The 24,089-nt window shown below is 69.8% G+C and carries 18 protein-coding genes and 1 pseudogene; 11 read left to right on the top strand and 8 right to left on the bottom strand.

All coding sequences use genetic code 11. The features are described from left to right. Positions 1-16 precede the first annotated feature (16 nt). A complete protein-coding gene (locus ACIBU0_RS11950) occupies positions 17-1,699 on the top strand; it encodes an ATP-binding protein (RefSeq protein ID WP_398815480.1) in 1,683 nt (560 codons plus the stop codon). After that, on the top strand, positions 1,696-2,394 hold the full coding sequence (locus tag ACIBU0_RS11945; RefSeq protein WP_398815477.1) for a response regulator: 699 nt from the start codon (positions 1,696-1,698) through the stop codon (positions 2,392-2,394). The genes ACIBU0_RS11950 and ACIBU0_RS11945 overlap by 4 nt, the downstream gene beginning before the upstream one ends. Before the next feature lie 220 nt (positions 2,395-2,614). Here ACIBU0_RS11945 and ACIBU0_RS11940 read toward each other — a convergent pair. Beyond that, positions 2,615-4,507: pseudogene (locus ACIBU0_RS11940) on the bottom strand (tetratricopeptide repeat protein); the annotation flags it as partial. A 310-nt stretch (positions 4,508-4,817) separates the two neighbouring features. Beyond that, positions 4,818-5,354, bottom strand: a complete 537-nt coding sequence (locus ACIBU0_RS11935) for a hypothetical protein (protein ID WP_398815474.1) — start codon at positions 5,352-5,354, stop codon at positions 4,818-4,820. A gap of 26 nt (positions 5,355-5,380) precedes the next feature. On the opposite strand from ACIBU0_RS11935, the gene ACIBU0_RS11930 reads away from it, so the two are divergent. The 6 genes from ACIBU0_RS11930 (at position 5,381) to ACIBU0_RS11905 (ending at position 12,842) form a co-directional block, all read left to right on the top strand. Next, positions 5,381-6,256 (top strand): nucleosidase, encoded by an 876-nt coding sequence (locus ACIBU0_RS11930; RefSeq protein ID WP_398815471.1) that lies wholly within the window; start codon positions 5,381-5,383, stop codon positions 6,254-6,256. Positions 6,257-6,296: 40 nt separating this feature from the next. Continuing rightward, positions 6,297-8,333 carry a tetratricopeptide repeat protein gene (locus ACIBU0_RS11925; RefSeq protein ID WP_398815468.1) on the top strand — a complete coding sequence of 679 codons (2,037 nt, stop codon included), beginning with the start codon at positions 6,297-6,299 and terminating at the stop codon, positions 8,331-8,333. A gap of 131 nt (positions 8,334-8,464) precedes the next feature. Next, complete coding sequence (locus ACIBU0_RS11920; protein ID WP_398815465.1) at positions 8,465-9,868, top strand: extracellular solute-binding protein; 1,404 nt, start codon at positions 8,465-8,467, stop codon at positions 9,866-9,868. 10 nt (positions 9,869-9,878) lie between these two features. Further along, a complete protein-coding gene (locus ACIBU0_RS11915; RefSeq protein WP_398815462.1) occupies positions 9,879-10,808 on the top strand; it encodes a carbohydrate ABC transporter permease in 930 nt (309 codons plus the stop codon). Between the two features lie 5 nt (positions 10,809-10,813). Next, positions 10,814-11,692, top strand: a complete 879-nt coding sequence (locus ACIBU0_RS11910; protein WP_398815459.1) for a carbohydrate ABC transporter permease — start codon at positions 10,814-10,816, stop codon at positions 11,690-11,692. A 367-nt stretch (positions 11,693-12,059) separates the two neighbouring features. Then, positions 12,060-12,842, top strand: coding sequence for an XRE family transcriptional regulator (locus ACIBU0_RS11905; RefSeq protein WP_398815456.1), 783 nt, complete (start codon positions 12,060-12,062; stop codon positions 12,840-12,842). 27 nt (positions 12,843-12,869) lie between these two features. Here ACIBU0_RS11905 and ACIBU0_RS11900 read toward each other — a convergent pair whose 3' ends face one another. Continuing rightward, the gene (locus ACIBU0_RS11900) at positions 12,870-13,895 is read right to left on the bottom strand and encodes an ATP-dependent 6-phosphofructokinase (protein WP_398815453.1); all 1,026 of its coding nucleotides are present in this window, start codon (positions 13,893-13,895) and stop codon (positions 12,870-12,872) included. A 232-nt stretch (positions 13,896-14,127) separates the two neighbouring features. Between ACIBU0_RS11900 and pta the strand changes: the two genes are divergently transcribed. From pta to pyk, 3 genes are all read left to right on the top strand, one after another. Beyond that, positions 14,128-16,230 carry a phosphate acetyltransferase gene (gene pta, locus ACIBU0_RS11895; protein ID WP_398815450.1) on the top strand — a complete coding sequence of 701 codons (2,103 nt, stop codon included), beginning with the start codon at positions 14,128-14,130 and terminating at the stop codon, positions 16,228-16,230. After that, on the top strand, positions 16,227-17,435 hold the full coding sequence (locus ACIBU0_RS11890; protein WP_398815447.1) for an acetate kinase: 1,209 nt from the start codon (positions 16,227-16,229) through the stop codon (positions 17,433-17,435). The genes pta and ACIBU0_RS11890 overlap by 4 nt, the downstream gene beginning before the upstream one ends. Positions 17,436-17,521: 86 nt before the next feature. Beyond that, positions 17,522-18,952, top strand: a complete 1,431-nt coding sequence (pyk, locus tag ACIBU0_RS11885) for a pyruvate kinase (RefSeq protein WP_398815444.1) — start codon at positions 17,522-17,524, stop codon at positions 18,950-18,952. 96 nt (positions 18,953-19,048) lie between these two features. Here the strand turns inward: pyk and ACIBU0_RS11880 are convergent, their stop codons facing one another. The 5 genes from ACIBU0_RS11880 to ACIBU0_RS11860 form a co-directional block, all read right to left on the bottom strand. Next, positions 19,049-19,438, bottom strand: coding sequence for a hypothetical protein (locus ACIBU0_RS11880; RefSeq protein WP_398815442.1), 390 nt, complete (start codon positions 19,436-19,438; stop codon positions 19,049-19,051). Between the two features lie 96 nt (positions 19,439-19,534). Further along, the gene (locus ACIBU0_RS11875) at positions 19,535-20,935 is read right to left on the bottom strand and encodes a hypothetical protein (protein ID WP_398815439.1); all 1,401 of its coding nucleotides are present in this window, start codon (positions 20,933-20,935) and stop codon (positions 19,535-19,537) included. Beyond that, on the bottom strand, positions 20,925-21,530 hold the full coding sequence (locus tag ACIBU0_RS11870; RefSeq protein WP_398815436.1) for a DUF6114 domain-containing protein: 606 nt from the start codon (positions 21,528-21,530) through the stop codon (positions 20,925-20,927). Before ACIBU0_RS11870 ends, ACIBU0_RS11875 begins: the two co-directional genes overlap by 11 nt. 138 nt (positions 21,531-21,668) lie before the next feature. After that, complete coding sequence (locus ACIBU0_RS11865; RefSeq protein ID WP_398815433.1) at positions 21,669-22,304, bottom strand: DUF6230 family protein; 636 nt, start codon at positions 22,302-22,304, stop codon at positions 21,669-21,671. 662 nt (positions 22,305-22,966) lie between these two features. Next, on the bottom strand, positions 22,967-23,944 hold the full coding sequence (locus tag ACIBU0_RS11860) for a tetratricopeptide repeat protein (protein ID WP_398815430.1): 978 nt from the start codon (positions 23,942-23,944) through the stop codon (positions 22,967-22,969). Positions 23,945-24,089: the final 145 nt, after the last annotated feature.

The raw sequence follows: 24,089 nt of genomic DNA, 5'->3' as shown, positions 1-24,089 counted from the left end.
GAGGCAGACTGACGACATGCGCATCCCCGCCATCCCGCGACCCCGCAGCCTGGCCGCTCAGCTCTTCGCCATGCAGGCCGTGCTGATAGCGGTGCTCGTCGCCGGGTACGCGGTGTTCACGTACGTCAGCGACCGCGGCCAGGCCGAGGACGCGGCGGGGCGGCAGGCCATGGCGGTGGCCCAGTCGATCGCGGACGCCCCGTCCGTACGGGAGGCGATCCGCACCGCCGACCCGACGGCCGAGCTCCAGCCGTACGCGCTCCGGGTCCAGCACGACGCCGACGTCGACTTCGTCACGATCATGAACCGCGAGGGCATCCGCTGGACGCACCCCGACGAGCAGCAGATCGGCCAGCACTTCCGCGGCCACACCGAGCGCGCCCTGCACGGTGAGCCCTTCACGGAGACGTACACCGGCACGCTCGGCCCGTCCGTCCGCGCGGTCGTACCGATCTACGACAGCGGTGGGGGCCGGGTCTCCGACGGAGGAAGGGACCCGGCGGACATCGTCGGGCTGGTCAGCGCGGGCATCAAAGTCGAGGCGATCAGCGAGCGGGCGCAGGACCAGGTCGCGGCGCTGATCGGGGTGGCGGCGGGCGCGCTCGCGCTGGGTGCGATCGGTACGTACGTCATCAATGCCAGGCTGCGTCGCCATACGCACGGCATGAACGCGGCCGAGCTGAGCCGGATGCACGACTACCACCAGGCCGCGCTGCACGCGGTGCGGGAGGGGCTGCTGATGCTGGACGGGCAGTACCGGGTGGCGCTGATCAACGACGGCGGGCGGGAGCTGCTCGGTGTGGACGGCGATGTCGTCGGCCGGTCGGTGGCGGAGCTGGGGCTGCCGGCGCCGCTGACCGGGGCGCTGCTGGCGTCCGAGCCGAGGGTGGACGAGGTGCATCTGACGGCGGAACGGGTGCTGGTGGTGAACACCTCGCCGGTGTCGGGTGGTGAGCGCCGCGGCACGGTGGTGACTCTGCGCGATGTGACGGAACTTCAGTCCCTGATGGGCGAGTTGGACTCGGAGCGGGGCTTCACCCAGGCCCTGCGGTCCCAGGCGCACGAGGCGGCGAACCGGCTGCACACGGTGGTCTCGCTGATCGAGCTGGGGCGGGCCGAGGAGGCGGTGGAGTTCGCCACGGCAGAACTGGAGCTCGCGCAGGCCCTGACGGACCAGGTGGTGGCCGCGGTGAGTGAGCCTGTGCTGGCGGCGTTGTTGCTGGGGAAGACGGCGCAGGCGAACGAGCGGGGCGTGGAGCTGGTGGTGTCGGAGGACAGCCGGCTGGACGACGGGCTGCTGCCGGACACCCTGCCCGCCCGGGACCTGGTGACGATACTGGGCAACCTGATCGACAACGCGGTGGACGCGGCGCAGGGCAGTGTCGGGGCGCGGGTGACGGTGACGGCGTATGCCGAGGGCGGGGAGGGTGGCGAGCTGGTGCTGCGGGTGTCGGACACGGGGGCCGGGGTGGACCCCGCCCATACCGAGGCGGTGTTCCAGCGGGGGTTCTCGACGAAGCCGGCGGGGCCGGGGGGCCGGGGGCTGGGACTGGCGCTCGTGCGGCAGGCCGTGGGCCGGCACGAGGGGGAGTTGTCGGTTGCGGAGGCCGAGGGGGGCGGGGCGGTGTTCGAGGTGCGGTTGCCGCTGGTGGAGGGGGCCGTTTCCGGGGGCGCGGCGTTTGCGAGAGGTGACGTATGACGGCGGCTGAGCAGCCCATCCGCGTCCTGGTCGTGGAGGACGACCCGGTGGCGGCGGACGCGCATGTGATGTACGTCGGCCGGGTGCCCGGCTTCGTCGCGGTCGGCAAGGCGCACACGGGGGCGGAGGCGCGGCGCGCGCTGGAGCGGACGCCGGTGGACCTGCTGTTGCTGGACCTGCACCTGCCGGATGTGCACGGGCTGCAGCTGGCGAGGTCGTTGCGGGCGGCCGGGCATCACGCGGATGTGATCGCGGTGACGTCGGCGCGGGATCTGGCGGTGGTGCGGGAGGGGGTGTCGCTGGGGGTCGTGCAGTACGTACTGAAGCCCTTCACGTTCGCCACGCTGCGGGACCGGCTCGTGCGCTACGCCGAGTTCCGTGCGGCGGTGGGGGAGGCGAGCGGGCAGGACGAGGTGGACCGGGCGCTGGCGGCACTGCGGGCGCCCTCCCCCGCGGCGCTGCCGAAGGGGTTGAGCGGGCCGACGTTGGAGCGGGTGACGGGGGCGCTGCGGGAGGTGGCGGAAGGGCTCACTGCGGCGGGGGTCGCGGAGGCTGTGGGGATTTCCCGGATCACGGCTCGGCGGTATCTGGAGCATTTGGTGGAGGCGGGGAGGGCTGAGCGGGCGCCGGTTTATGGGCAGGTGGGGAGGCCGGAGTTGGTTTATCGGTGGGTTCGGGGGGTTCAGCAGCGGTGAGAGCTTCGGCGGCTTGAGCGGGGGAACCCGCTCGGGTGAAGGCGTCAGCGGCTCGCAGGTAGGAGGTGCGGGCATCCGCGAGGCGCTGGAGGTCTGTCTGAGCAGCTGCCAGGTTTCTGAGCATGCGACCGGCTTCAAACCAGTTCTCGAATTCGTGCAAGACCTTCAGAGCCTTGCCGTACGCGTCGATCGCCTCCTCCGCCCGACCCGCCGCCGCTAGGGCGACGCCCAGATTGCCCCACGCCGCGGCCTCACCTTGGCGGTCACCGACGGCCCGGTACAGGTCACGGGCACTGATGAGGGCCTCGATCGCCTCTTCCGGCCGACCGGCCTCATCCAAGGAGCAACCCAGGTTGTCCCACGCCTTGGCCTCACCGCGACGGTCCTTGAGGGCCCGGAACAGGTCGCGGGCATACACGTGCGCGCTGATCGCCTCGTCCACCATGCCCGCCTCCTGCATGATGAAGCCGAGGTTGTCCCACGCAGCGGCCTCACCATGATGGTCGCCCACAGCGTGGTACAAGTCACGGGCACTGATGAGTGCCTCGCTCGCCTCCCCCAGCCGGCCCGTCTGCATCAGGGCACCGCCCAGACTCAGCAACGCACGCGCCTCATCCGGACGGTTCCCGGCGCGGTGAGCGACCTCCTGCGTGGCACGGTTGACCGTGATCAGATCGTCGAAGTGCCGCCGCCAGGCGAGGTACGGCGTCAGCAGCTCGGCCAGCCCCGCCGCCAAGTCCACGTATCGCTCCTCCAGCCCCCACAAGATGGCCGCCACCATCCCCGCCCGCTCATCGTCCAGCCACGCCACAGCCTGCGCACGGTCGGCGAACGGCTGCGGTCGCGGCCGCGACTTTCCCGGCAACCAGCTCAACCAGGCATGGGCTGCGATCGACCACAAGCCGTAGAACGCGAACACCCGCGTCCGTGCGACGTCCCCCTCCTCCCGCAGAGCCGCGTCACCGGCCACCACATGTGCCCCGAATGCCCGCACCAGGTCATGCAGCCGCCACCGCCCTCGCCCGCTCCCCCTCTCAAGGAGGTGCGCGCGGGCCAATGCCTTCAGTTCCCGCGCCGGAGGCACCTCGGCACCGACCAACGCGGCGACAACCTGGTCGCTCACCTCGGCCCCCGGTGCAAGGGCGAGCAACCGCAGCAGTCGAGCCTGCTCGGACGGCAGTCGGCGGTAGGAGAGCTCAAAGGTGGCACGAACGCTGCGCTCACCGTCGTCCAGATACTCCAGCCGGTCTCTCGACTCGCCCAGTTCCGCCACAAGCTCCGCCACCGGCATATCCGGATCCTCCGCCAGCAGAGCCGCCGCGATCTGCAGGGCCAGCGGCAGATGGCCGCACAGACGGGCAAGCCGCTCGGCCATGTCGGGATCGTCACCGACTCGGCTGTCGTCCGGGTCCGCGATCCGCAGCGCACGGTCGAGAAGCTCGTACGCCTCCTTCGAGCTGAGCTGATCCAAGCGGACGAGCCGCGCACCAAGTTGGGGCAGCCGGTCGCGAGAAGTGACCAGAACGCGGTGCCGGGCGTCGGCCGGCAGCAGCGGCCGCACCTGGTCCGGCGACGACGCGTTGTCGGCCAGAACCAGCACCGCGCCACGCTCGCGGGCCCGGGCGGCCAGCGTCGAGCGATAGAGCGCGGCCCGCTCGTCCGCCGTATTCGGGATGTGTCCCGGCGCGATCCCCAGGGCCCGGAGCAGAGCCTGAAGGGCATGGTCGGCGGCTACGGGCTCCTGGTCATAGCCATGCAGGTCGATGAAGAGAACCCCGCCCGGGAACCAGCCCCGCTCACATGCAAGGTGCGCGGTCTCGACGGCAAGCGCGGTCTTGCCGATGCCACCGAGGCCGGACACGGCGGCGACAAGCACCGCGGAGGACTCTGCCGCCCCAGCCAGATCCAGCGCCCCCAGCAACGCCGCCGTCTCCTCCGCCCGCCCCGCGAACCCACCCGGCCTCGGCGGCAATCCGGCCAGCGCCTCCGGTACGGCACCCCCGTGGATCACCACCTGCACCCCGACCACCTCACGCAGGAAGACCCCACCCCGGAAGTCGGCATGGTCACCGTCGTACCAGGACGTCCCGCTTCCCGGCGCAGACCGCTCCATGGCCCGCGCGACGGCTCCGGCAACGCCCTGCGGATCGGCGCCGAGCAGGCCGGCCACCGTCTCGCCCCACTCCCGTACTGCGTCCCGCCGTGCCGGATCCTTCGCGGCCTCGGCGATGTCCCGGGCGGACGCCCCGGCGTCCAGCCCCACGGCCCGCGCCAGCCGCTCCACCGCCCGGCGTCCGCCGTCCCCACCCGCGCCCTCGGCCAGGGCTGCCAGTAACGCCGCTTTCATACGCCCCGCTCCCTACCGCTCTCCCCCGTCGGCCGGCTCATGACCGTACGCCAAAGGTAAGACCAAGGAGGGGAGTTCACGCCTTCGCGTACCACACGACCTGCGAGGCAAGCCCCGCCACGGCGAGCGCCTCCAGTACCGACAGCGCCATCATCAGCCCGCCACTGCCACCATCCACCCAGAACACCACGAGCGCGGCCAGCGGCACCGCGCAGAACGCCGCCAGGTCCACCACGGTCTGCACGGCCTTCCGGGACCCGCGCCGCGCGTCCCCGCGATGCGCGGTCTCCCAGCCGAACGCCTGGAAGCCGCCGCCGGGTTCGGCCAGCGCAGCGAGCCGCGGTCCGAGATCCTCGCGGACGTATTTGCCTATCGCGGAGATCTTCTCGTCGTTGACGAGGTAGGTCCACCCGAGCACGACACACACCGGCGGCAGCGCCAGCAGCATCGACGCCTGCTTGGCCTGCGCGGACGCGGCGATGACGGCGGCCACGGCCGCCAGCGTCACGTAGAGCAGGTTGTCCCGGAACCCGATCCGCGCCTTCTGCTCGTCCTTGATGGTCTGGTACTCGGCGAGCAGCAACTGCCCGGCGGTGACGTCCTGTTCCGGCACTCGATTCCCTTCCCCCGGCGTACCTTATGAGTGTGCCGGAGACTCAGCCCACTGTTCTCGTCCTGACCGCGCTTCCTCTCGAATACGCCGCGATACGCGCGCACGTCGAGAAACGGAAGGAGCTCGTGCACCCTGACGGGACCCGGGTCGAGAAGGGCCAACTACCCGGCATGGCCTGGCATGTTGCCCTCGCCGAGCTGGGCATGGGCGCCGAGCGGGCCGCCGCTCTCACCGCACAGCTCATCAACTGGCTGCATCCCGAGGCCGTGCTCTTCGTCGGCGTCGCCGGCAGTCTGAAGGACGACGTCGGGATCGGGGACGTCGTCGTGGGCACGCAGGTGTACGAGATCCACGGCGGCAAGCAGACACCCGAGGGTTTCCTGGTCCGGCCGAAGGCCCTGCCGGGCTCGCACGCGCTCGAGCAGGCGGCGCGTTCCGCCGTGCGGGACATGCCCGACGTACGGGCGCACTTCATGCCGATCGCCACGGGGGACGTGGTGCTGGCGGACGCCGAGTCCGAGATCGCCGCGTTCATCCGGCGGAGCTACAACGACGCGGGCGCGATCGAGATGGAGGGCTCCGGGGCGCTCCAGGCGGCCCACCTGAACGGCCAGGTGAACGCCCTGGTGATCCGGGGGATCAGCGACCGCGCCGATGCCGGAAAACGCGACGCCGACGCCGCGGGCTCACAAGAGCTCGCCGCCAGGCAGGCGGCCGCGGTGACGGTGGCCGTGCTGCACAAGCACCGGCCGCGCCAGGATTCCTCCGTTCCCTCCGACTCCGAGGAGGGTCCCCATCGGCGCGGGGACGGCGGAGCGACGTACGGCGGAGACCACGTCGACTTCCGGGGCGGCACCTTCTACGGGACCGTCATCGGCAAGCAGAGCGGACCGCAGCGGTAGAGGCACCGCCCACGGCCCGGTCCCCCGAGCGACCTCCACATTGCCACCCCGCCCGCTGGGCTTCACCGGGCGCTCGGAGGAACTGGAGCGCCTGCTGCCGCACCTCTCCCCCGACGGGGACGACACGGCCGCGCTCCCGCTCCTCATCTTCGCCGTCACCGGTATGGGCGGCATCGGGAAGACGGCGCTGGCGGTGGAGGCGGCGCACCGGGCCCGTGCACGGGGCTGGTTCCCGGGCGGGACGCTCTTCGTGGACCTGCGCGGGTACGACGACGACCCGGTTACGGCTGATCAGGCGGTCCTGGCGCTGCTCGATGCGCTTGGGGTACGGGACCGGGAACTGCCGCCGACGACGGAGCGCCAGTACGACGCATACCGCGCGCTCCTCACCGAACGGCGGGACCGGATGCTGCTGATCCTGGACAACGCGTCGGAGCCGTCCCAGTACCTGCCCCTGCTGCCCGGTACGGACCACCACCGGGTGCTCATCACTTCACGGGACCGGCCCGACGCCCTTCCGGTGCGCCAGATCGACCTGGAAGCACTCGCTCCGGATCACTCCGTCGACCTGGTGACGCGCGCCCTGCACGACACCGACGAACGCGACGACCGCCCCGCGCTCGAACCCGACGCACTGCGTGAACTGGCGGACCTTTGCGGCCACTTGCCCCTGGCCCTCCAGATCGCCGCGGGGATGCTGCGTCGGCGACGCCATCGGGACATCGCGTCTCTGGTGGCCGAGATCCGGGATGCCGGGGACCCGACCTCCGTCCTTGACCGCGGTAGCCCGGGAACCGACCTGTATGGACGCTCACTTGTCCTGCGCCCTGTGCTGGAGACCTCGTACCAGCGACTGCCGCCCGGGGAGGCCCGGCTGCTGCGGCTGCTCTGTCTTGCTCCGGGTGCGGAGACCGGCACGGAGGCGATCACCGCTCTTGCCGGCCGCGACACGGGGGCCGTGCTGTCCCTGCTGGAGGACCTGGCCGCCAGACATCTGGTCATGCCGGTGCGCGGCAGCAACGGGACGGCGTCCGCTGTGCGGTGGCGGGTGCATGACCTGGTGCGGGTGTTCGGGGTGGGTGTGGTGGCGGGGGATGCGGGGTTGCGGGAGGAGGGGGAGGCCGCGCGGGAGCGGGTGCTGGCCTTCTACCACCGGTGGGCGGATGCGGCTGATGACCGGTTGCGGTGGCTGCCGGGGAGGGAGGAGCCGGAGCGGTTCGGGGACCGGGGGCAGGCGCTGGCGTGGCTGGACGGGGAGCGGGCGGGCCTGGTGGCGGCGGTGGCGTGGGGGCGCGAGGAGCGGTTCGCGGGCACGGCGGTGCGGCTGGCCCAGTGCCTGGGCGAGTACCTGTACTCGCGGCGGTATTTCGACGACTGGATCGCGGTGGCGGAGGCCGCGCGGGAGGCCACCCACCTTGCTGGGGACCGGCTGGGCGAGGCCATCGCGTGGGACCACCTCGGCGTCGCCCTGCGGGAGGCAGGCCGGGCGGAGGAAGCGATCGACGCCCACACGTGCGCCCGCGACCTGTACCGGGCCACCGGATACAGCGCGAGCGAGGCCATGGCCTGGGACAACCTCGGCATCGCTCTGCGGGAGGCGGGCCGCACAGAGGAAGCGATCGACGCCCACACCCAGGCCCGCGACCTGTGCCGGGCCACCGGAGACCGCCACTGCGAGGCCGGAGCATGGCACAACCTCGGCAACGCCCAGCAGGAGGCGGGCCGCACAGAGGAAGCGATCGACGCCCACACCCAGGCCCGCGACCTGTGCCGGGCCACCGGAGACCGCCACCGTGAGGCCAAGGCGTGGCACAGCCTCGGCAACGACCTGCAGGAGACGGGTCGGGTGGAGGAGGCGATCGAGGCGTACGGCAAGTCACTGGAGGTGTACCGGGAGTTCGAGGACTGGTACGGCGAGGGCCAGGCCCTGCATGCCCTGGCCCTCGCCCATGAGGCCGCCGACCGCCCCACCGAGGCCCGCGCCACCCACCTCCGGTCCGCCGACGCCTACACCCGAGCCAACGCCCCCACCGAAGCCGCCCACGCCCGCACCCGCGCCGCCGAACTGCCGGAGTAGCTCCCCCTCCACCCCATCCCGCCACCCCACCGCCCAATCGGCCGCACACACATTGACCTGACTAGACCACTCGATCTACGTTCACCGGGCAGCCATCCCCGCGCCACAACGAAGTGAGCCCGCAGGAGGTCATGCCCGTGCGCCCCACCGCCGCCCGCCCCGTTCTCCCCACACTCCTCGTCACCGCCCTCACCGCCACCGCCCTCACGGCCTGCGGCAGCGGTTCGGGAAGCGATCCGGACACCCTGAGGGTCTCCTTCAAACAGTCCACGGACAACTCCATCAAGGTGATGGACACCTACCTCGCGGACATCAAGAAGCAGTTCGAGAAGGCCAACCCCGGCAAGAAGGTCGAGTTCGTCCCCATCAATGCCCCGGACTCGGAGTACTACTCCAAGCTCCAGCAGATGCTCCGCTCCCCCAAGACCGCCCCCGACCTGGTCTACGAGGACACCTTCCTCATCAACTCGGACATCACCAGCGGCTACCTCAAGCCTCTCGACTCCTACCTCTCCAAGTGGCAGGACTGGAACCAGTTCGTCGACACGGCGAAGGCGGCGGCCAAGGGCGAGGACGGCAAGACGTACGGCGTCCCGGACGGCACGGACACCCGGGGCCTGTGGTTCAGCAAGGACATCTTCAAGAAGGCCGGCCTGCCCGCCGACTGGCAGCCGAAGACCTGGGACGACGTCCTCGAAGCGGCCCGCACCATCAAACGGAAGGTCCCCGACGTCATCCCCCTCAACGTCTACACGGGCAAGCCCGTCGGCGAGGCCGCCACGATGCAGACCTTCGAGATGCTGCTCTACGGCACGGGTGCGAACGAGGCCGGCACGGACGACGGAACGTCGGACCCCCTGTACGACAGGTCCGCCAAGAAGTGGATCGCCGGCAGCCAGGGATTCAAGGACGCCCTCGGCTTCGTACAGACCGTCTACAAGGAGAAACTCGGCCCGGACGTCTCCGACGCCCTCGACCCCAACGTCATGACGCGCGTCCGCGGCGAGTGGCTCCCGCAGGGCAAGCTCGCCATCGCCCTCGACGGCTCCTGGCTCCCCCAGGACTGGCTCCCCGGCAGCGGCCACGAGTGGCCCGAGTGGTCCGACGAGCTCGGCCTCGCCGCCATGCCGACCCAGAACGGCCAGACCCCCGGCAAGGTGAGCATGTCGGGCGGCTGGACCTGGGCGATCCCGGCCAAGGCGGCCAACCCGGACCTGGCCTTCGAGTTCGTCAGGACGATGCAGACGAAGGCGAACGCCCAGAAGTGGTACATCGCCAACTCGGGCATCGCGGTCCGCAACGACGTGGCGAAGGACCCGGCGTACACGACCGCCCAACCCGGCATCAAGTTCTTCACGGACCTGGTCCGCAGCACCCACTACCGCCCCGCCTACCCGGCGTACCCGAAGGTCTCCACCGCGATCCAGGAGGCGATGGAGGGCGTGACGACGGGTGACATGTCGGTCGACGAGGCGGCGAAGGGCTACGACGAGGAGCTGAAGACGGCGGCGGACAACCAGGTGATCGAGAAATGAGCCGCTGCTCATGACCACCGTGACGAAAAGGCCGGCATCGGAACCGACCACCCCACCCCCTTCGCCACACCGCCCCCGCCCCCTGCCCCGCTCCCTCGCCCGAGCCCTCCCCCTCTCCCCCGCCGTCGTCCTCCTGCTCCTCTTCCTCGCCGGCCCCATCGCCTACTGCGCCTACATCGCCTTCACCGACCTCCAGCTGACCGGCCAGGCCGAGTCGTCGTTCGTCGGCTTCGACAACTTCCGTACGGCGTTCGACGACGAGGCGTTCCTCAACGCGGTCCGGCTCACCCTCGTCTTCACCGTCATCTCGGCCCTGATCGGCCAGAACACCCTGGGCCTGGCCCTGGCCGCGCTGATGCAGCGCGCGTCGAAGCCGGTGCGCACGCTGGTGGGCGCCGTCGTCATCACGGCATGGGTCCTGCCGGAGGTGGTCGCCGGCTTCCTCCTCTACGCCTTCTTCCGCCGCGAGGGCACCCTGAACGCCATCCTCGACCGGCTCCATCTCCCCAGCCAGAACTGGCTGTTCACCCTCCCGATCCTGGCGGTGTCGTTCGCGAACGTCTGGCGGGGTACGGCCTTCTCGATGCTGGTCTACTCGGCGGCGCTGAACGAGATCCCCCAGGAGATCACGGAGGCGGCGGAGGTCGACGGCGCCGGCGGCTGGCGCCGTATGTGGCACATCACGCTTCCGATGATCCGCCGCTCCATCGGCACGAACCTGATGCTCATCACCCTCCAGACCCTGTCCGTCTTCGGCCTGATCTGGGTGATGACGAGGGGCGGCCCGGGCGGCAAGAGCCAGACCCTCCCGCTGTTGATGTACGAGGAGGCGTTCCAGAAGAGCCTGATCGGGTACGGCACGGCGGTCGCCCTGTTGTTGCTCGTGGTGGGTTCACTGTTCTCGGTGGTCTACCTACGACTCCTGCGAACGGAGGCCTGACGACCATGCCCCGTACGCCCCGCACGCCCGGCACGACGCCCCGTACGCCCCGGACTCTCTCCTCCCGCAGGACCAGCCGCCGTCTGGCCGCCGACGCCGGCCTCCTGGTGGTGGCCGCCGCGTTCATGCTCCCGTTGGCGTGGGTGATCCTCTCCTCGCTGGACACGAACGCCAACCTCCAGGTGAAGCTCCCCGAGGGCGTGACCCTGGACAACTTCGACGCCGTCCTGACCCCGGACATCACCTTCACGCCCCTGCTCAACAGCCTGCTCCTGTGCGGCGGGGGCACGGCGCTGACGGTGGCGTGCGCGGCGCTGGCCGCGTATCCGCTGTCGCGGTTCCGGTCGCGTTTGAACCGGCCGTTCCTGCTCACGATCCTTTTCGCCACCGGTTTGCCGATCACGGCGATCATGGTGCCGGTGTATGCGCTGTTCGTGCAGGTGAACCTGATCGACACCATGCAGGGCACGATTTTCTTCTTCGCCGCCTCGCAATTGCCGTTCGCGATCTGGCTGATGAAGAACTTCATGGACGGGGTGCCGAAGGAACTGGAGGAGGCCGCCTGGACGGACGGGGCGTCGTCGCTTCAGTCGCTGGTGCGGGTGGTGCTGCCGCTGATGGGGCCGGGGGTGGCGGTCGTGACGGTGTTCTCGTTCGTGATGATGTGGGGCAACTTCTTCGTGCCGTTCATGCTCCTGCTCACGCCGGATCAGATGCCTGCGGCGGTGAGCATCAATGAGTTCTTCGGAAATCGGGGGACGGTGGTGTACGGGCAGCTGGCGGCGTTTTCGATCATTTACTCGACACCGGTGATTCTGCTTTATGTGCTGGTGGCCCGGCGGTTGGGTGGGGGGTTTGCGTTGGGCGGGGCGGTGAAGGGGTGAGGGACGTCGGGATTGAGCCGCCTGTCACCCATCCCTCGACGGGTGCGCGGCGCGTCGAGCATGACGTACTCCTCTTCGATGTCCGTTCGTACGATCCATGGCCGCAGCGCCCTCTCCATGGACGACAAAGAGATCGACTGCGGAGCGCGATTCCGAATATGCCCTGTGAGCTTGCCGTTCACCGGCGGTCACCACCCGGTCGGAGCCTGCCCCACCGCCCTGGGGGCACGGCCCGCGCACACCGCCCCGCCCGACAGACGATCACCTCCCGTAAACCAACCCGCCAGTAGCCGTAGTTTCATACAATCCGTAATCCTGGCCGAACAGACCGTAGTCACCCCACGCCGCCGGGCCTACGTTGTGCCCCGTGCGCCGACCCCCAGCCCAACCGAACCAGCCCCACCACCACGACCGCCACGATCGCTCCGACCACCACAGCCCCAGACACCCGAACCGCTCCAGCCACCGGACCCCACCCACTCCCCCCTTCAACGCCACCGCCGCCCGCAAGCTCCGCGCCGCCCTCAACATGGGCCCCGGGCATGTGGCCTACGGCATGCGGGCCTCGTACGGGCTTCCCTACGTCACCGAAGACCTGGTCGTCGCCTGGGAACGGGAGCTCGCCGCCCCGACCAGCAATGAGCTCACCGCGCTCGCAGGGGTGCTGTGGTGCTCGCCCAGTGAGCTGCTCGGCAAGCCGCGGACGTTGCGTGAGCACCGCATCGCCCGCGGGCTCGCACCCGAGGACGTGGCCCGTACCGTCGGCCACGACCTCCCGGCCTATCTCCGCATGGAGGAACTCGACGACTGGCGCGGCACCGACCGCCAGTCCGCCGCCCTCGCGGACATCCTCGGTCTGTCGCTGCCGGACTTCATCACCGTCACGGGCCGCGACGGGAAGCTCGCCGAACTGCTGCGCAGTGCCGTGACGACGCGCTGGCAGGGGTACGTGCGCCCGGTCGGCAAGATGGTGCCGCTGGACCGGCGCATCCTGGAGACCGCCCTCCAGGAGCTGCACCAGAACTACCAGGGGCAGATGACGGCCACCCTCAGCTGGGGCGGCGACAACAGCCACTCCGGTGCGGCCGGCCGGGAGTACCTCGACCGGATCGTCGATCACTTCTGGACGACTGTCGGGAGAGCGCCCTGAGGCCCCCGGGCACTCGGGAACCGGGCCCTAGAAGACCGACTCCGCCTCGTCCATCCGGTCCTTCGGCACCGTCTTGAGCTCGGTGACCGCCTCCGCCAGCGGCACCATCACCACGTCGGTCCCCCGCAGTGCGGTCATCTTGCCGAACTCGCCCTGGTGCGCGGCCTCCACGGCATGCCAGCCGAAGCGGGTGGCGAGGACGCGGTCGTACGCCGTCGGCGTGCCGCCGCGCTGGACGTGGCCGAGAATGACCGGCTTGGCCTCCTTGCCGAGGCGGCGCTCCAGCTCGAACGCCAGTGCCGTGCCGATGCCCTGGAAGCGCTCGTGGCCGTACTGGTCGATCTCGCCCTTGCCGTAGTCCATGGTGCCCTCGGCGGGGTGGGCGCCCTCGGCGACGCAGATGACCGCGAACTTCTTGCCGCGCGCGAAGCGCTCCTCGACCATCTTCACGAGGTCGCCCGGGTCGAACGGGCGCTCCGGGAGGCAGATGCCGTGCGCACCGGCCGCCATGCCGGACTCCAGCGCGATCCAGCCGGCGTGGCGGCCCATGACCTCCACCACCATCACCCGCTGGTGTGACTCCGCGGTCGTCTTCAGGCGGTCCATGGCCTCCGTGGCGACCCCGACCGCCGTGTCGAAGCCGAACGTCCGGTCCGTCGACGAGATGTCGTTATCGATCGTCTTCGGCACGCCGACCACCGGCAGGCCCGCGTCCGACAGCATCCGCGCCGCCGTCAGGGTTCCCTCGCCGCCGATCGGGATCAGCGCGTCGATGCCGAAGTCACGGGCGATGTCGGGGGCGCTGTCGCACGCCTCGCGCAAGCGGTCGCGCTCCAGCCTCGACGAGCCCAGGATCGTGCCGCCGCGCGCCAGGATGCCGCCGACCGCCTCCAGGTCGAGGCTCTGGTAGCGGCCGTCCAGCAGGCCCGCGTATCCGTCCTCGAAACCGATCACCTCGTCGCCGTAATGAGCGACGGCCCGGTGCACGACCGACCGGATCACTGCGTTCAGGCCCGGGCAGTCGCCGCCTGCGGTGAGAACTCCGATACGCATCGTGCTGTGTCTCCTGCTCGCTGTTGATACCGGTGAGCCAGTCCGATTGTTTCATGTTCCCGGCCTTGCGCCGTCGCATGTCCGACCCCCGGTCCTGACGGGCGCCTTATCCACCGGCAAGGGTATTGTCAAGAGGGTTTCGCTCACCTCACTGGGCGAATTTGCGACCAGAGGCTCCGCCAAGCCGCTGACGGACGAACAGACGGACGAACAGACGAAACGGAGAGCACACGTGACGCGCAGCGTGTACGTGACCGGAATCGACCGCGGTGACGGCCGCCAGGTCGTCGAACTGGGGGTCATGGAGCTCCTGACCCGGCAGGTCGACCGGGTGGGGGTGTTCCGGCCGCTGGTGCATCACAGTCCCGACCGGCTGTTCGAGTTGCTGCGCTCCCGCTACCGCCTCTCCCAGGACCCGGCCACGGTCTACGGCATGGACTACCACGAGGCGTCCGCCCTCCAGGCCGAGCGCGGGACCGATGAGCTGGTGTCCACGCTCGTCGACCGGTTCCATGTCGTCGCCCGCGACTACGACGTCGTTCTCGTCCTCGGCACCGACTACGCCGACACCCAGCTCCCGGACGAGCTGTCCCTCAACGCCCGGCTGGCGAACGAGTTCGGCGCGTCCGTGATACCCGTCGCGGGCGGGCGGGGGCAGACCGCCGAGTCCGTGCTGGCCGAGACGCGGAACGCCTATCGGGCGTACGACAGCCTGGGCTGCGACGTGCTGGCCATGGTCACCAACCGGGTGGCCCGGGAGGACCGGGACGAGATCGCCGAGCGGCTGGATTCGCGGCTGCCGGTGCCCTGTTACGTCGTCCCGGACGAGCCCGCGCTCTCCGCGCCGACCGTCGCGCAGATCGCCCAGTCCCTCGGCGCGAAGGTCCTCCTGGGGGACGACTCGGGGCTCGCGCGCGACGCCCTCGGGTTCGTCTTCGGCGGCGCCATGCTGCCGAACTTCCTCAGCGCCCTGACCCCGGGCTGCCTGGTCGTCACCCCGGGCGACCGCGCCGACCTGGTCGTCGGCTCGCTGGCCGCGCACAGCGCCGGCACCCCGCCGATCGCCGGTGTGCTGCTCACCCTGGACGAGCGCCCCGGCGAGGAGATCCTCACCCTCGCCGCGCGCCTCGCCCCGGGCACCCCGGTGCTGTCGGTGCCCGGCTACAGCTTCCCCACCGCCGAGCAGCTGTTCTCCCTGGAGGGGAAGCTGAACGCGGCCACCCCGCGCAAGGCGGAGACCGCCCTCGGCCTCTTCGAGCGGTACGTCGACACCGGCGACCTGATCAAGCGGGTCTCGGCACCGAGCAACGACCGGGTCACGCCGATGATGTTCGAGCACAAGCTCCTGGAGCAGGCCCGCTCGAACATGCGCCGCATCGTGCTGCCCGAGGGCACCGAGCAGCGCGTCCTGCACGCGGCCGAGGTGCTGCTGCGGCGCGGTGTCTGCGACCTCACCCTCCTCGGCCCCGTCGACCAGATCCGCAAGAAGGCCGCCGACCTCGGCATCGACCTGGGCGACTCCCAGCTGATCGACCCGGCCACCAGCGAGCTGCGCGACGCCTTCGCCGAGAAGTACGCCCAGCTGCGCGCCCACAAGGGGGTCACGGTCGAGCTGGCCTACGACGTCGTCAGCGATGTGAACTACTTCGGGACGCTGATGGTGCAGGAGGGGCTCGCCGACGGCATGGTGTCGGGGTCCGTGCACTCCACCGCCGCGACCATCCGGCCCGGCTTCGAGATCATCAAGACGAAGCCGGACTCCTCCATCGTGTCGTCCGTCTTCTTCATGTGCCTCGCGGACAAGGTCCTCGTCTACGGCGACTGCGCCGTGAACCCCGACCCGAACGCCGAGCAGCTGGCCGACATCGCCATCCAGTCGGCGGCCACCGCCGAGCAGTTCGGGGTGGAGCCGCGGATCGCGATGCTGTCGTACTCGACGGGTACGTCCGGTTCGGGCGCCGACGTCGACAAGGTGCGCGAGGCGACCGAGCTGGTGCGGGAGCGGCGGCCCGATCTGAAGATCGAGGGGCCCATCCAGTACGACGCCGCCGTGGAGCCGTCCGTCGCCGCGACCAAGCTGCCGGAGTCGGATGTGGCCGGGCAGGCGACGGTTCTGATCTTCCCTGACCTCAATACAGGCAACAACACCTACAAGGCCGTGCAGCGTTCGGCCGGCGCGATCGCCGTCGGCCCGGTGCTGCAGGGTCTGCGCAAGCCCGTCAACGACCTGTCCCGGGGTGCCCTGGTCCAGGACATCGTCAACACCGTCGCCATCACGGCGATCCAGGCCCAGTCCCCCGCCCTGTCCCCGAACGAGAAGGCCGTCGCCCAGTGAGCCCGTCCCGTGTCCTCGTCCTCAACTCCGGCTCCTCGTCGGTGAAGTACCAGCTGCTCGACATGCGGGACAGCAGCCGGCTGGCCGTGGGCCTCGTCGAGCGCATCGGCGAGGAGACCTCCCGGCTCAAGCACACGCCGGTCTCGGGCGGCGGCGAGAGCCGTGAGTGGACCGGGCCGATCGCCGACCACGAGGCCGCCCTGAAGGCCGTGTCGGCGGAGCTCGCCAGGGACGGCCTCGGACTCGACTCGGCCGAGCTGGCCGCGATCGGGCACCGGGTGGTGCACGGCGGCAAGCACTTCACCGAGCCGACCGTCATCGACGACGCCGTGCTCGCCGAGATCGAGCGGCTGATACCGGTGGCCCCGCTGCACAACCCGGCCAACCTCACCGGGATCCGCACCGCACAGCAGCTGCGGCCGGACCTGCCGCAGGTCGCCGTCTTCGACACCGCGTTCCACACGACGATGCCGGAGTCGGCCGCCCGCTACGCGATCGACGTCGAGACCGCCGACCGGCACCGCATACGCCGGTACGGCTTCCACGGCACCTCGCACGCGTACGTCTCGCGGGCCACCGCCGAGCTGCTCGGCAAGGCGCCGAAGGACGTGAACGTCATCGTGCTGCACCTGGGCAACGGCGCGTCCGCGTCCGCCGTACGGGGCGGGCGGTGCGTGGACACCTCGATGGGGCTGACGCCTTTGGAGGGGCTCGTGATGGGTACGCGATCCGGTGACCTGGATCCCGCCGTCATCTTCCATTTGGCGCGGGTTGGTGAAATGTCCATCGAGGAAATCGACACTCTTCTCAACAAGAAGAGTGGATTGATCGGCCTGTGCGGCGACAACGACATGCGGGAGATCCGCCGGCGGATCGACGAAGGTGACGAGCGGGCCCAATTGGCCTTCGACATCTACATTCACCGACTGAAGAAGTACATCGGCGCCTATTACGCGGTGCTCGGCACGGTGGACGCGATCGCGTTCACGGCCGGGGTGGGCGAGAACGCGGCGCCGGTACGGGAAGCCGCCCTGGCCGGCCTGGAACAACTGGGCCTCGTGGTGGACGCCGAACTGAACGCCGTACGCGGTGACGAGCCGCGGCTGATCTCCCCCGCCGGCGCGAGGGTGGCGGTCGCCGTGGTACCGACGGATGAAGAACTGGAAATCGCGACGCAGACCTACGCGCTGGTGGGCAACGACTGAGTAACACGACTGAGCAATACACAGCTCATTTGTATCTTCCGCCAGACGGAATATTCCGCAGCGAAACAAACCGATAGGATCGTCCCATGCGCCGTTCGAAAATCGTTTGTACTCTCGGCCCCGCGGTCGACTCCCATGAACAGCTCGTCGCGCTGATCGAGGCGGGCATGAATGTGGCCCGCTTCAACTTCAGCCACGGCACCCACGAGGACCACCAGGGGCGCTACGAGCGCCTGCGGGCCGCCGCCCGGGAGACCGGGCGGGCCATCGGTGTGCTCGCCGACCTGCAGGGCCCGAAGATCCGTCTGGAGACCTTCGCCGAGGGCCCGGTCGAGCTGGAGCGCGGTGACGAGTTCGTCATCACGACCGAGGACGTCCCGGGCGACAAGTCCATCTGCGGGACCACCTACAAGGGCCTGCCCGGCGATGTCGCGCGCGGCGACCAGATCCTGATCAACGACGGCAACGTCGAGCTGAAGGTCCTGGACGTCGAGGGCCCGCGGGTGAAGACGATCGTCATCGAGGGCGGCGTCGTCTCCGACCACAAGGGCATCAACCTGCCCGGCGCGGCCGTGAACGTGCCGGCGCTGTCCGAGAAGGACATCGAGGACCTGCGGTTCGCGCTGAACATGGGCTGCGATCTGGTCGCCCTGTCCTTCGTGCGGGACGCCAACGACGTGCAGGACGTCCACAAGGTCATGGACGAGGTCGGCCGCCGCGTCCCGGTCATCGCCAAGGTGGAGAAGCCGCAGGCGGTCGCCAACATGGAGGACGTCGTGATGGCGTTCGACGGCGTGATGGTCGCGCGGGGCGACCTGGCCGTCGAGTACCCGCTCGAGAAGGTCCCGATGGTGCAGAAGCGGCTCATCGAGCTGTGCCGCCGCAACGCCAAGCCGGTGATCGTGGCGACCCAGATGATGGAGTCGATGATCACCAACTCCCGTCCGACCCGCGCCGAGGCCTCCGACGTGGCCAACGCGATCCTGGACGGGGCGGACGCGGTCATGCTGTCGGCGGAGTCCTCGGTCGGCGCGTACCCGATCGAGACCGTCAAGACGATGTCGAAGATCGTCGCCGCCGCCGAGCAGGAGCTGCTCTCCAAGGGCCTGCAGCCGCTCGTGCCGGGCAAGAAGCCCCGTACGCAGGGTGGTTCGGTGGCCCGCGCGGCCTGCGAGATCGCCGACTTCCTCGGCGGCAAGGGCCTGGTGGCCTTCACGCAGTCCGGCGACACCGCCCGCCGCCTGTGCCGCTACCGCGCCGCCCAGCCGATCGTGGCCTTCACCACGGACGAGGGCACCCGCAACCAGATGACGCTCAGCTGGGGCGTGGAGCCGCACGTGGTGCCGTTCGTGAACAGCACCGACGAGATGGTCGACCTGGTGGACCAGGAGATCGTCAAGCTCGGTCTGTTCAACGAGGGCGACATCGTGGTGATCACCGCCGGTTCCCCGCCCGGGGTCCCCGGCACCACCAACATGGTCCGCGTCCACCACCTCGGCGGCGGCGCACGGGACTGACCGCACGAGCCGCCGCGCGGCCCTTGTACGGCACTGAGGGCGCCCCCTGGAGCAGGGGGCGCCCTCGTGCGTGTGCTCAGGCGCCCGCGCCGGGTGTCACGCCTCGGCCGCCGCGCGGACGACGGCGTACGCCAGGGCGTCGAAGTTCTCCCGGTAGAAGCCCAGGCGGATGTGGAACGGCTCCTGCGCGAAGAGGCCACCGCGCTCGCAGAACATGGTGGGCGCGGCGGTCAGCGCGCTGTGCACCATGTGGAGTTCTTCCAGGGTGAGGCGGAAGTCGCGTGACTCGGTGTGCCGTCCGGCCAGGCGTTCCAGGAGTGCGTCGACCGCCTCCCGGCCCGCACCGATCAGCAGGGTCAGCTCCGTGTCGCCACGGTCCGGATCGCGCAGAAAGCTCAGCGCCTCGTACATCGCCGACACCTGACGGGGCGTGAGCCGGGCGATGAACGCGTCGCCGTCGCGGGTCACCTTCAGCTGGGTCCTCAAACGCCTCTCCTGGCTCGTGTACGGCGCTGAGGGCGCCCCCTGTGGCAGGGGGCGCCCTCAGTGTTTCGCGGCTCCCGAACGGGCTTGTGCGGACGTTCAGTCCGTCGTGAACATGTGCATCCCGGGAACGTGCAGCGTGCCACCGAACTGGGCCGCCTGCACGACCTTCACCTTGGTGAAGTAGATCAGCGGGATGTTCAGGGGCGGCGGGTGCTCCGGGTCGAACGTGATCGGGATCAGGCCGAGCAGGTTGCCGGAGATGCTCTCGGTGTACATCACCGTCTTGCCGTCGCGGATCGTGGACGTCGAGCCCTGGGCCGCCTGCACGTGGTAGGTCTTGCCGGACTGCTTGTCCTTGACCAGCTGGTGCAGGTCGCCGATGTCGGTGCCGTCGGAGATGACGTACTTCAGCACCTTCTTCTTGGTGCCGTTGGCGGTCTTCACCTCGACGATGCCCTGGTAGTCCGCGCCCTTCAGCAGCAGCGAGCTGGCCTCCAGGTACCAGGGGTCGTCCGCGACCGGCACCTTGTTGTCGACACCGCTCTCGTCGTCGGTGGCGGCCGGACAGTCCTCGGCGTCCGTGCCTTCGCTCGCGGAGGGGCTCGGCGTGGCGGCGTCGGCAGCGTCCCCCGCGGCCTCCTGGGCCGCGTCGGTCGTGTCCTCGACGGCCTTGGACGCGGTGTCGGTGGTGTCCTTCACCGTGTCGGTGACCTTGTCGGCGGTCTCCTTGACGGGGTCGGAGCCCTCGGAGGTGTCCTTGCCGGAGTCGGAGGACCCGGAAGGCGTCTCCTCGCCCGTGCTCGCGGAGGGCGTCGGCGTCGGGCTCGCGGTCTCCTCGGAGCCCGAGCCGGAGCCGCCCGTGAAGATGCCGGTGATCGCGTCGCCGATGTCCTCCAGCAGGTTGCCGCCGCTGCCCGAGGACTCCGACGGCGAGGGGGACGGCGTGGTGGTGTCGCCGGACTGGGCCTCGCTCGACGTGCTCGGGGACGGCGCGGGCGTGGGCTCGGCCGCATCGCCGGAACCTGAATCCGACGAGGAGGAGCCGCCCGCGGAACCCGCGGAACCGGACGTGTCCGAGGAGTCCGAGGAGCCCGAGGAGTCCTGGCCGGAGGAGCCCGACGGCGCCGGCTCCGACGAGTCGTCCTGGCCCGTGGAGTCACCGGAGCTCGCGGAGGGCGACGGCGAGGCCGACGCGTCCTTGGAGTCGTCCAGGGCCGCCACGCAGTCCTTGTACTGGTCGGCGAACTCGTCGTACTCGTCGGCCGTCAGGCTGTTCGACGTCAGCTTCGACGAGTCGTTGCTGTCGGCCTGTGCGAGCGTCGGCGTGAACCCCATCCCCATGAGGACGGCGGTGGGCATCGCCGCCAGGGCTATCGCCTTGCCGGCCGGCATGTGGAACCTGGTGAACAGCGGCTTCTTGGGCGCCGCGTGACGCGGCCCGGTTCTCACACGGGACTTGTCCACATCAGTCCCGTGGGTCACCTCGTCAGCCGGCACTGTGCCTCCCGTTCGCCCCGTTCGCCGGGCTCGTTCCTGACAGATCGTTCTCCCCCGGGGCCTTGAAGGCCTGGGAGGTGCCCTGCTCGTACAACCCGCCCGTGTCCTGAACCGGCTTGAGGACCGTGGTGTCGGGGTCCAGGCCCTCGGGAGCGCCGCCCGTCCCCGTCGTGTCCGTCTGCGCCGGCTCCTGCTCGGGCGGCGGGGCCGGCGCCCACGCCACGGCCATCGCCCCGCCGATGAGGGCGAAGAGGAAGCCGATGAGGAAGCCGCCGAGGTTGGACAGCGGGATGGACACCAGGCCCAGCAGGATCGCCGCGATGCCCGCGAAGGTGCGGACGTGCTGCTGGAACCAGAGAGTGAAGCCCAGCACGACGAGCAGCACGCCGATGATCAGGGAGCTGGAGCCCCCGGCGGTCTGCATCGCCAGCGTCAGGTGACCGAGTTGGAGGTTCGCGTACGGGAAGTAGGCGATCGGGAGTCCGCCGAACATGACGAACAGACCGGCCCAGAACGGCCTCGTACCCCGCCAGGCTCGGAACTGCAGCCTCCGGCGGGTGAACTGGCCGGGTACGGCAGGAGTCTCGGCGCTCATGGAAAACAGCTCCCTGGTACGGCGTTGCTGTGGTGGTGGTGCGGTGGTGAGTTGGTGAGCGTGTGACCGCTTGTGAAGAAAGCGGTGGAGAGTGGACGGGCGGGGGCGCCATCGGCTCCCCCGCCCGTCAGAGAGTGCTTAGTAGCACTCCTTGACACCCGTCGACAGCGACATCTTCAGACCGCTGAGCTTGAAGGTTCCGGCGGTGGTCGCCCACGCCGTCTGCTTCACGTCGACCAGCGTGGCCTTGTCGGCCTGCTGGGCGAAGCCGAAGGGGTTGGCCTGCTCGCCGCCGCCCTTCATGCCCGGACCCTTGCTGGCGTCCTTGGCAGCCACACCGATGTCGATGTTCTCGAACGTCGCGTCCGCGTTCAGGTCGGCGACGTCGATGTACAGGTTCTTGGCCTCAACCGGCGTGTCGCCGCCGCCCGCCCGCAGGATCAGGCTGACGCTCCCGAGGATCGGGACGTCGGGGGTGACCACGGACTGGCACAGGTTGTTGATCGTCGCGGACTTGAAACCCGAGACAGCGACGGGGTGAACCGTCTTCTTGCCGGTGAGCGTGTAGCCCTCGTCAAGAGCGCCGTACTGCGAGAAACCCGTACCGACGAGCTTGTCGGTCGTGACCTTGAACGACTGGCCGGAGACACTGAACGACGCGGCGAGAGCGCCCTGCGCGAGGGCGACACCTATCGCAGCCGTGGCGGCGACGCTGGGCACCATGACCACAGCGAACCGCTTCCATCTGGTCCCGCCACGCACCTGGGACTCCATATTTCCTCCTTCTCGGACGTACATCTCCTGGCCTCGACCGAACTCCGGTAGTCGACGGGTCGGCCGGACAGGGATGGGAGAAGTGCTACGTCCTCGGGAAGGAGAGCGCCCGCGCTCGGTGGCGCGAACCGCGCCCGAATCACCGGCGATCACCCCCGAGCGACAACCACTGGTCGCGCCTGACACGCATCACGCACAACCTTGCTGGACAGGCTTCGCCGGGTGGGCGAAGACCCCCCTGTCCAAGAGCCGACGCCACTGCCGCCGACTCTGCTCGGTGGGGACCCAGGAACTCCCGTGACCCGACCGGCTGTCGGGGTGCGGAAATGGACCGAGCGTGGCCGATCGTGGTGCATTCTCGCCGCCCGCACAAGGGGCTTCGTTACTCAGTAGTAACGGCCGGATAACCGAACAACGACCCGCAGGTCTCGGACAGCGACTCAGGGTGGCGTCAAGCGACCGGACAAATCCAGGTATCACCGGACAGGCTCTGACAGACCGAAGCCTGTGACTTACCCCAAGTAACTGCGGCCGCGATTACCAAGATTTGGTAAAGCGCGGCCGCAGTGACGCCCTGTCGGCAAATCTTTCACTCGGGCAACATGCGCCCGTGCGTTTAGTGACTGGTCAGAACAGGGCCGACGCCCCGCTCGCCGGTCCGGTCAGAACAGGGCACGTGCCAGCGCCCTGCGCGCCGCCGCCACACGCGGGTCCTCGGCGCCCACGACCTCGAACAGCTCCAGTAGCCGAAGTCGTACGGTGTCACGGTCGTCACCGACCGTGCGCCGAACCGTCTCGATGAGCCGCCCGAAGGCGTCCTCGACATGACCGCCCACCAGATCCAGGTCGGCGGCGGCGATCTGCGCCTGCGCGTCACCGGGCTTCTCGGCGGCGTCCTTGCGTACCTGCTGCGGGTCGGCACCCTGCACCCGCTGCAGCAACTCGGCCTGGGCGAGCCCCAGTTTGGCCTCCGAGTTCGTCGGGTCCTCGCTCAGCACGTTCTTGTACGCCTGTACGGCACCGCCCAAGTCGCCCGCGTCCAGGGCCTGTACGGCGGCCTCGAGCAGCGCGTCGTACGGGCCGGCCGGCACGGCGGGAGCGGCCTGGGCGCCACCCGGCTCGGCGTCCGGGTCGACGACGAGACCGGTCAGGCCGAACCGCTGCTCGGCTACGGTGACGAGCTGGTCCAGCGTCTCGCGGATCTGCGCCTCACCGGCGGCCCCCTGGAAGAGCGGCAGCGCCTGCCCGGCGACGACGGCGAAGACGGCCGGGATCCCCTGCACGCCGAACTGCTGCATCAGCATCTGGTTGGCGTCGACGTCGATCTTCGCCAGGAGGAACCGCCCGTTGTACTCGACGGCGAGCCGCTCCAGCACCGGGCTGAGCTGCTTGCAGGGCTGGCACCACTCGGCCCAGAAGTCGATGACGACGGGCACCTCGGCGGACCGCTGCAGGACATCCCGCTCGAACCCTGCCTCATCCACATCAATAACAAGATCGGCGGGCGATACGGCACCGGCGCCCCCGCCCTGCCGGGCGGCCTCGGCCCGCGCCTGCTCCGCCTTCGCCTTGGCCTCCTGGGCCGCCTTCACCGCGGCGAGGTCGACGACTCCGCTCATGGACATGTTCCGTGGCTGCATGCGTCTATCCTCCCCCGTCCGCGCGCCTCAGTGAAAAGTGTTGCGAGAGCCGGTCGTGCTCCGCGCTGTACGACGCCGGGTCCCCACCCCACGCCAGTGGTTTCGCTACGAGTCGTAGCGTAATGGCACCGAGTGCCTCCGGAAC

It is taken from the genome of Streptomyces sp. NPDC049627 (assembly GCF_044465645.1).
Taxonomy (GTDB): Bacteria; Actinomycetota; Actinomycetes; order Streptomycetales; family Streptomycetaceae; genus Streptomyces.
Note: the sequence above shows the minus strand (reverse complement) of the source record. Positions and strands in the feature narration are given on the sequence as shown.

What these genes read in the sequence shown, in the direction of transcription:
- ACIBU0_RS11910 (WP_398815459.1), top strand. Translation starts at nt 10,814, where the DNA reads ATGCCCCGTACGCCCCGCACGCCCGGCACGACGCCCCGTACGCCCCGG.
- ACIBU0_RS11920 (WP_398815465.1), top strand. Translation starts at nt 8,465, where the DNA reads ATGCCCGTGCGCCCCACCGCCGCCCGCCCCGTTCTCCCCACACTCCTC.
- ACIBU0_RS11930 (WP_398815471.1), top strand. Translation starts at nt 5,381, where the DNA reads ATGAGTGTGCCGGAGACTCAGCCCACTGTTCTCGTCCTGACCGCGCTT.
- pyk (WP_398815444.1), top strand. Translation starts at nt 17,522, where the DNA reads ATGCGCCGTTCGAAAATCGTTTGTACTCTCGGCCCCGCGGTCGACTCC.
- ACIBU0_RS11915 (WP_398815462.1), top strand. Translation starts at nt 9,879, where the DNA reads ATGACCACCGTGACGAAAAGGCCGGCATCGGAACCGACCACCCCACCC.
- ACIBU0_RS11865 (WP_398815433.1), bottom strand. Translation starts at nt 22,304, where the DNA reads ATGGAGTCCCAGGTGCGTGGCGGGACCAGATGGAAGCGGTTCGCTGTG.
- ACIBU0_RS11900 (WP_398815453.1), bottom strand. Translation starts at nt 13,895, where the DNA reads ATGCGTATCGGAGTTCTCACCGCAGGCGGCGACTGCCCGGGCCTGAAC.
- ACIBU0_RS11950 (WP_398815480.1), top strand. Translation starts at nt 17, where the DNA reads ATGCGCATCCCCGCCATCCCGCGACCCCGCAGCCTGGCCGCTCAGCTC.
- ACIBU0_RS11945 (WP_398815477.1), top strand. Translation starts at nt 1,696, where the DNA reads ATGACGGCGGCTGAGCAGCCCATCCGCGTCCTGGTCGTGGAGGACGAC.
- ACIBU0_RS11860 (WP_398815430.1), bottom strand. Translation starts at nt 23,944, where the DNA reads ATGCAGCCACGGAACATGTCCATGAGCGGAGTCGTCGACCTCGCCGCG.
- ACIBU0_RS11870 (WP_398815436.1), bottom strand. Translation starts at nt 21,530, where the DNA reads ATGAGCGCCGAGACTCCTGCCGTACCCGGCCAGTTCACCCGCCGGAGG.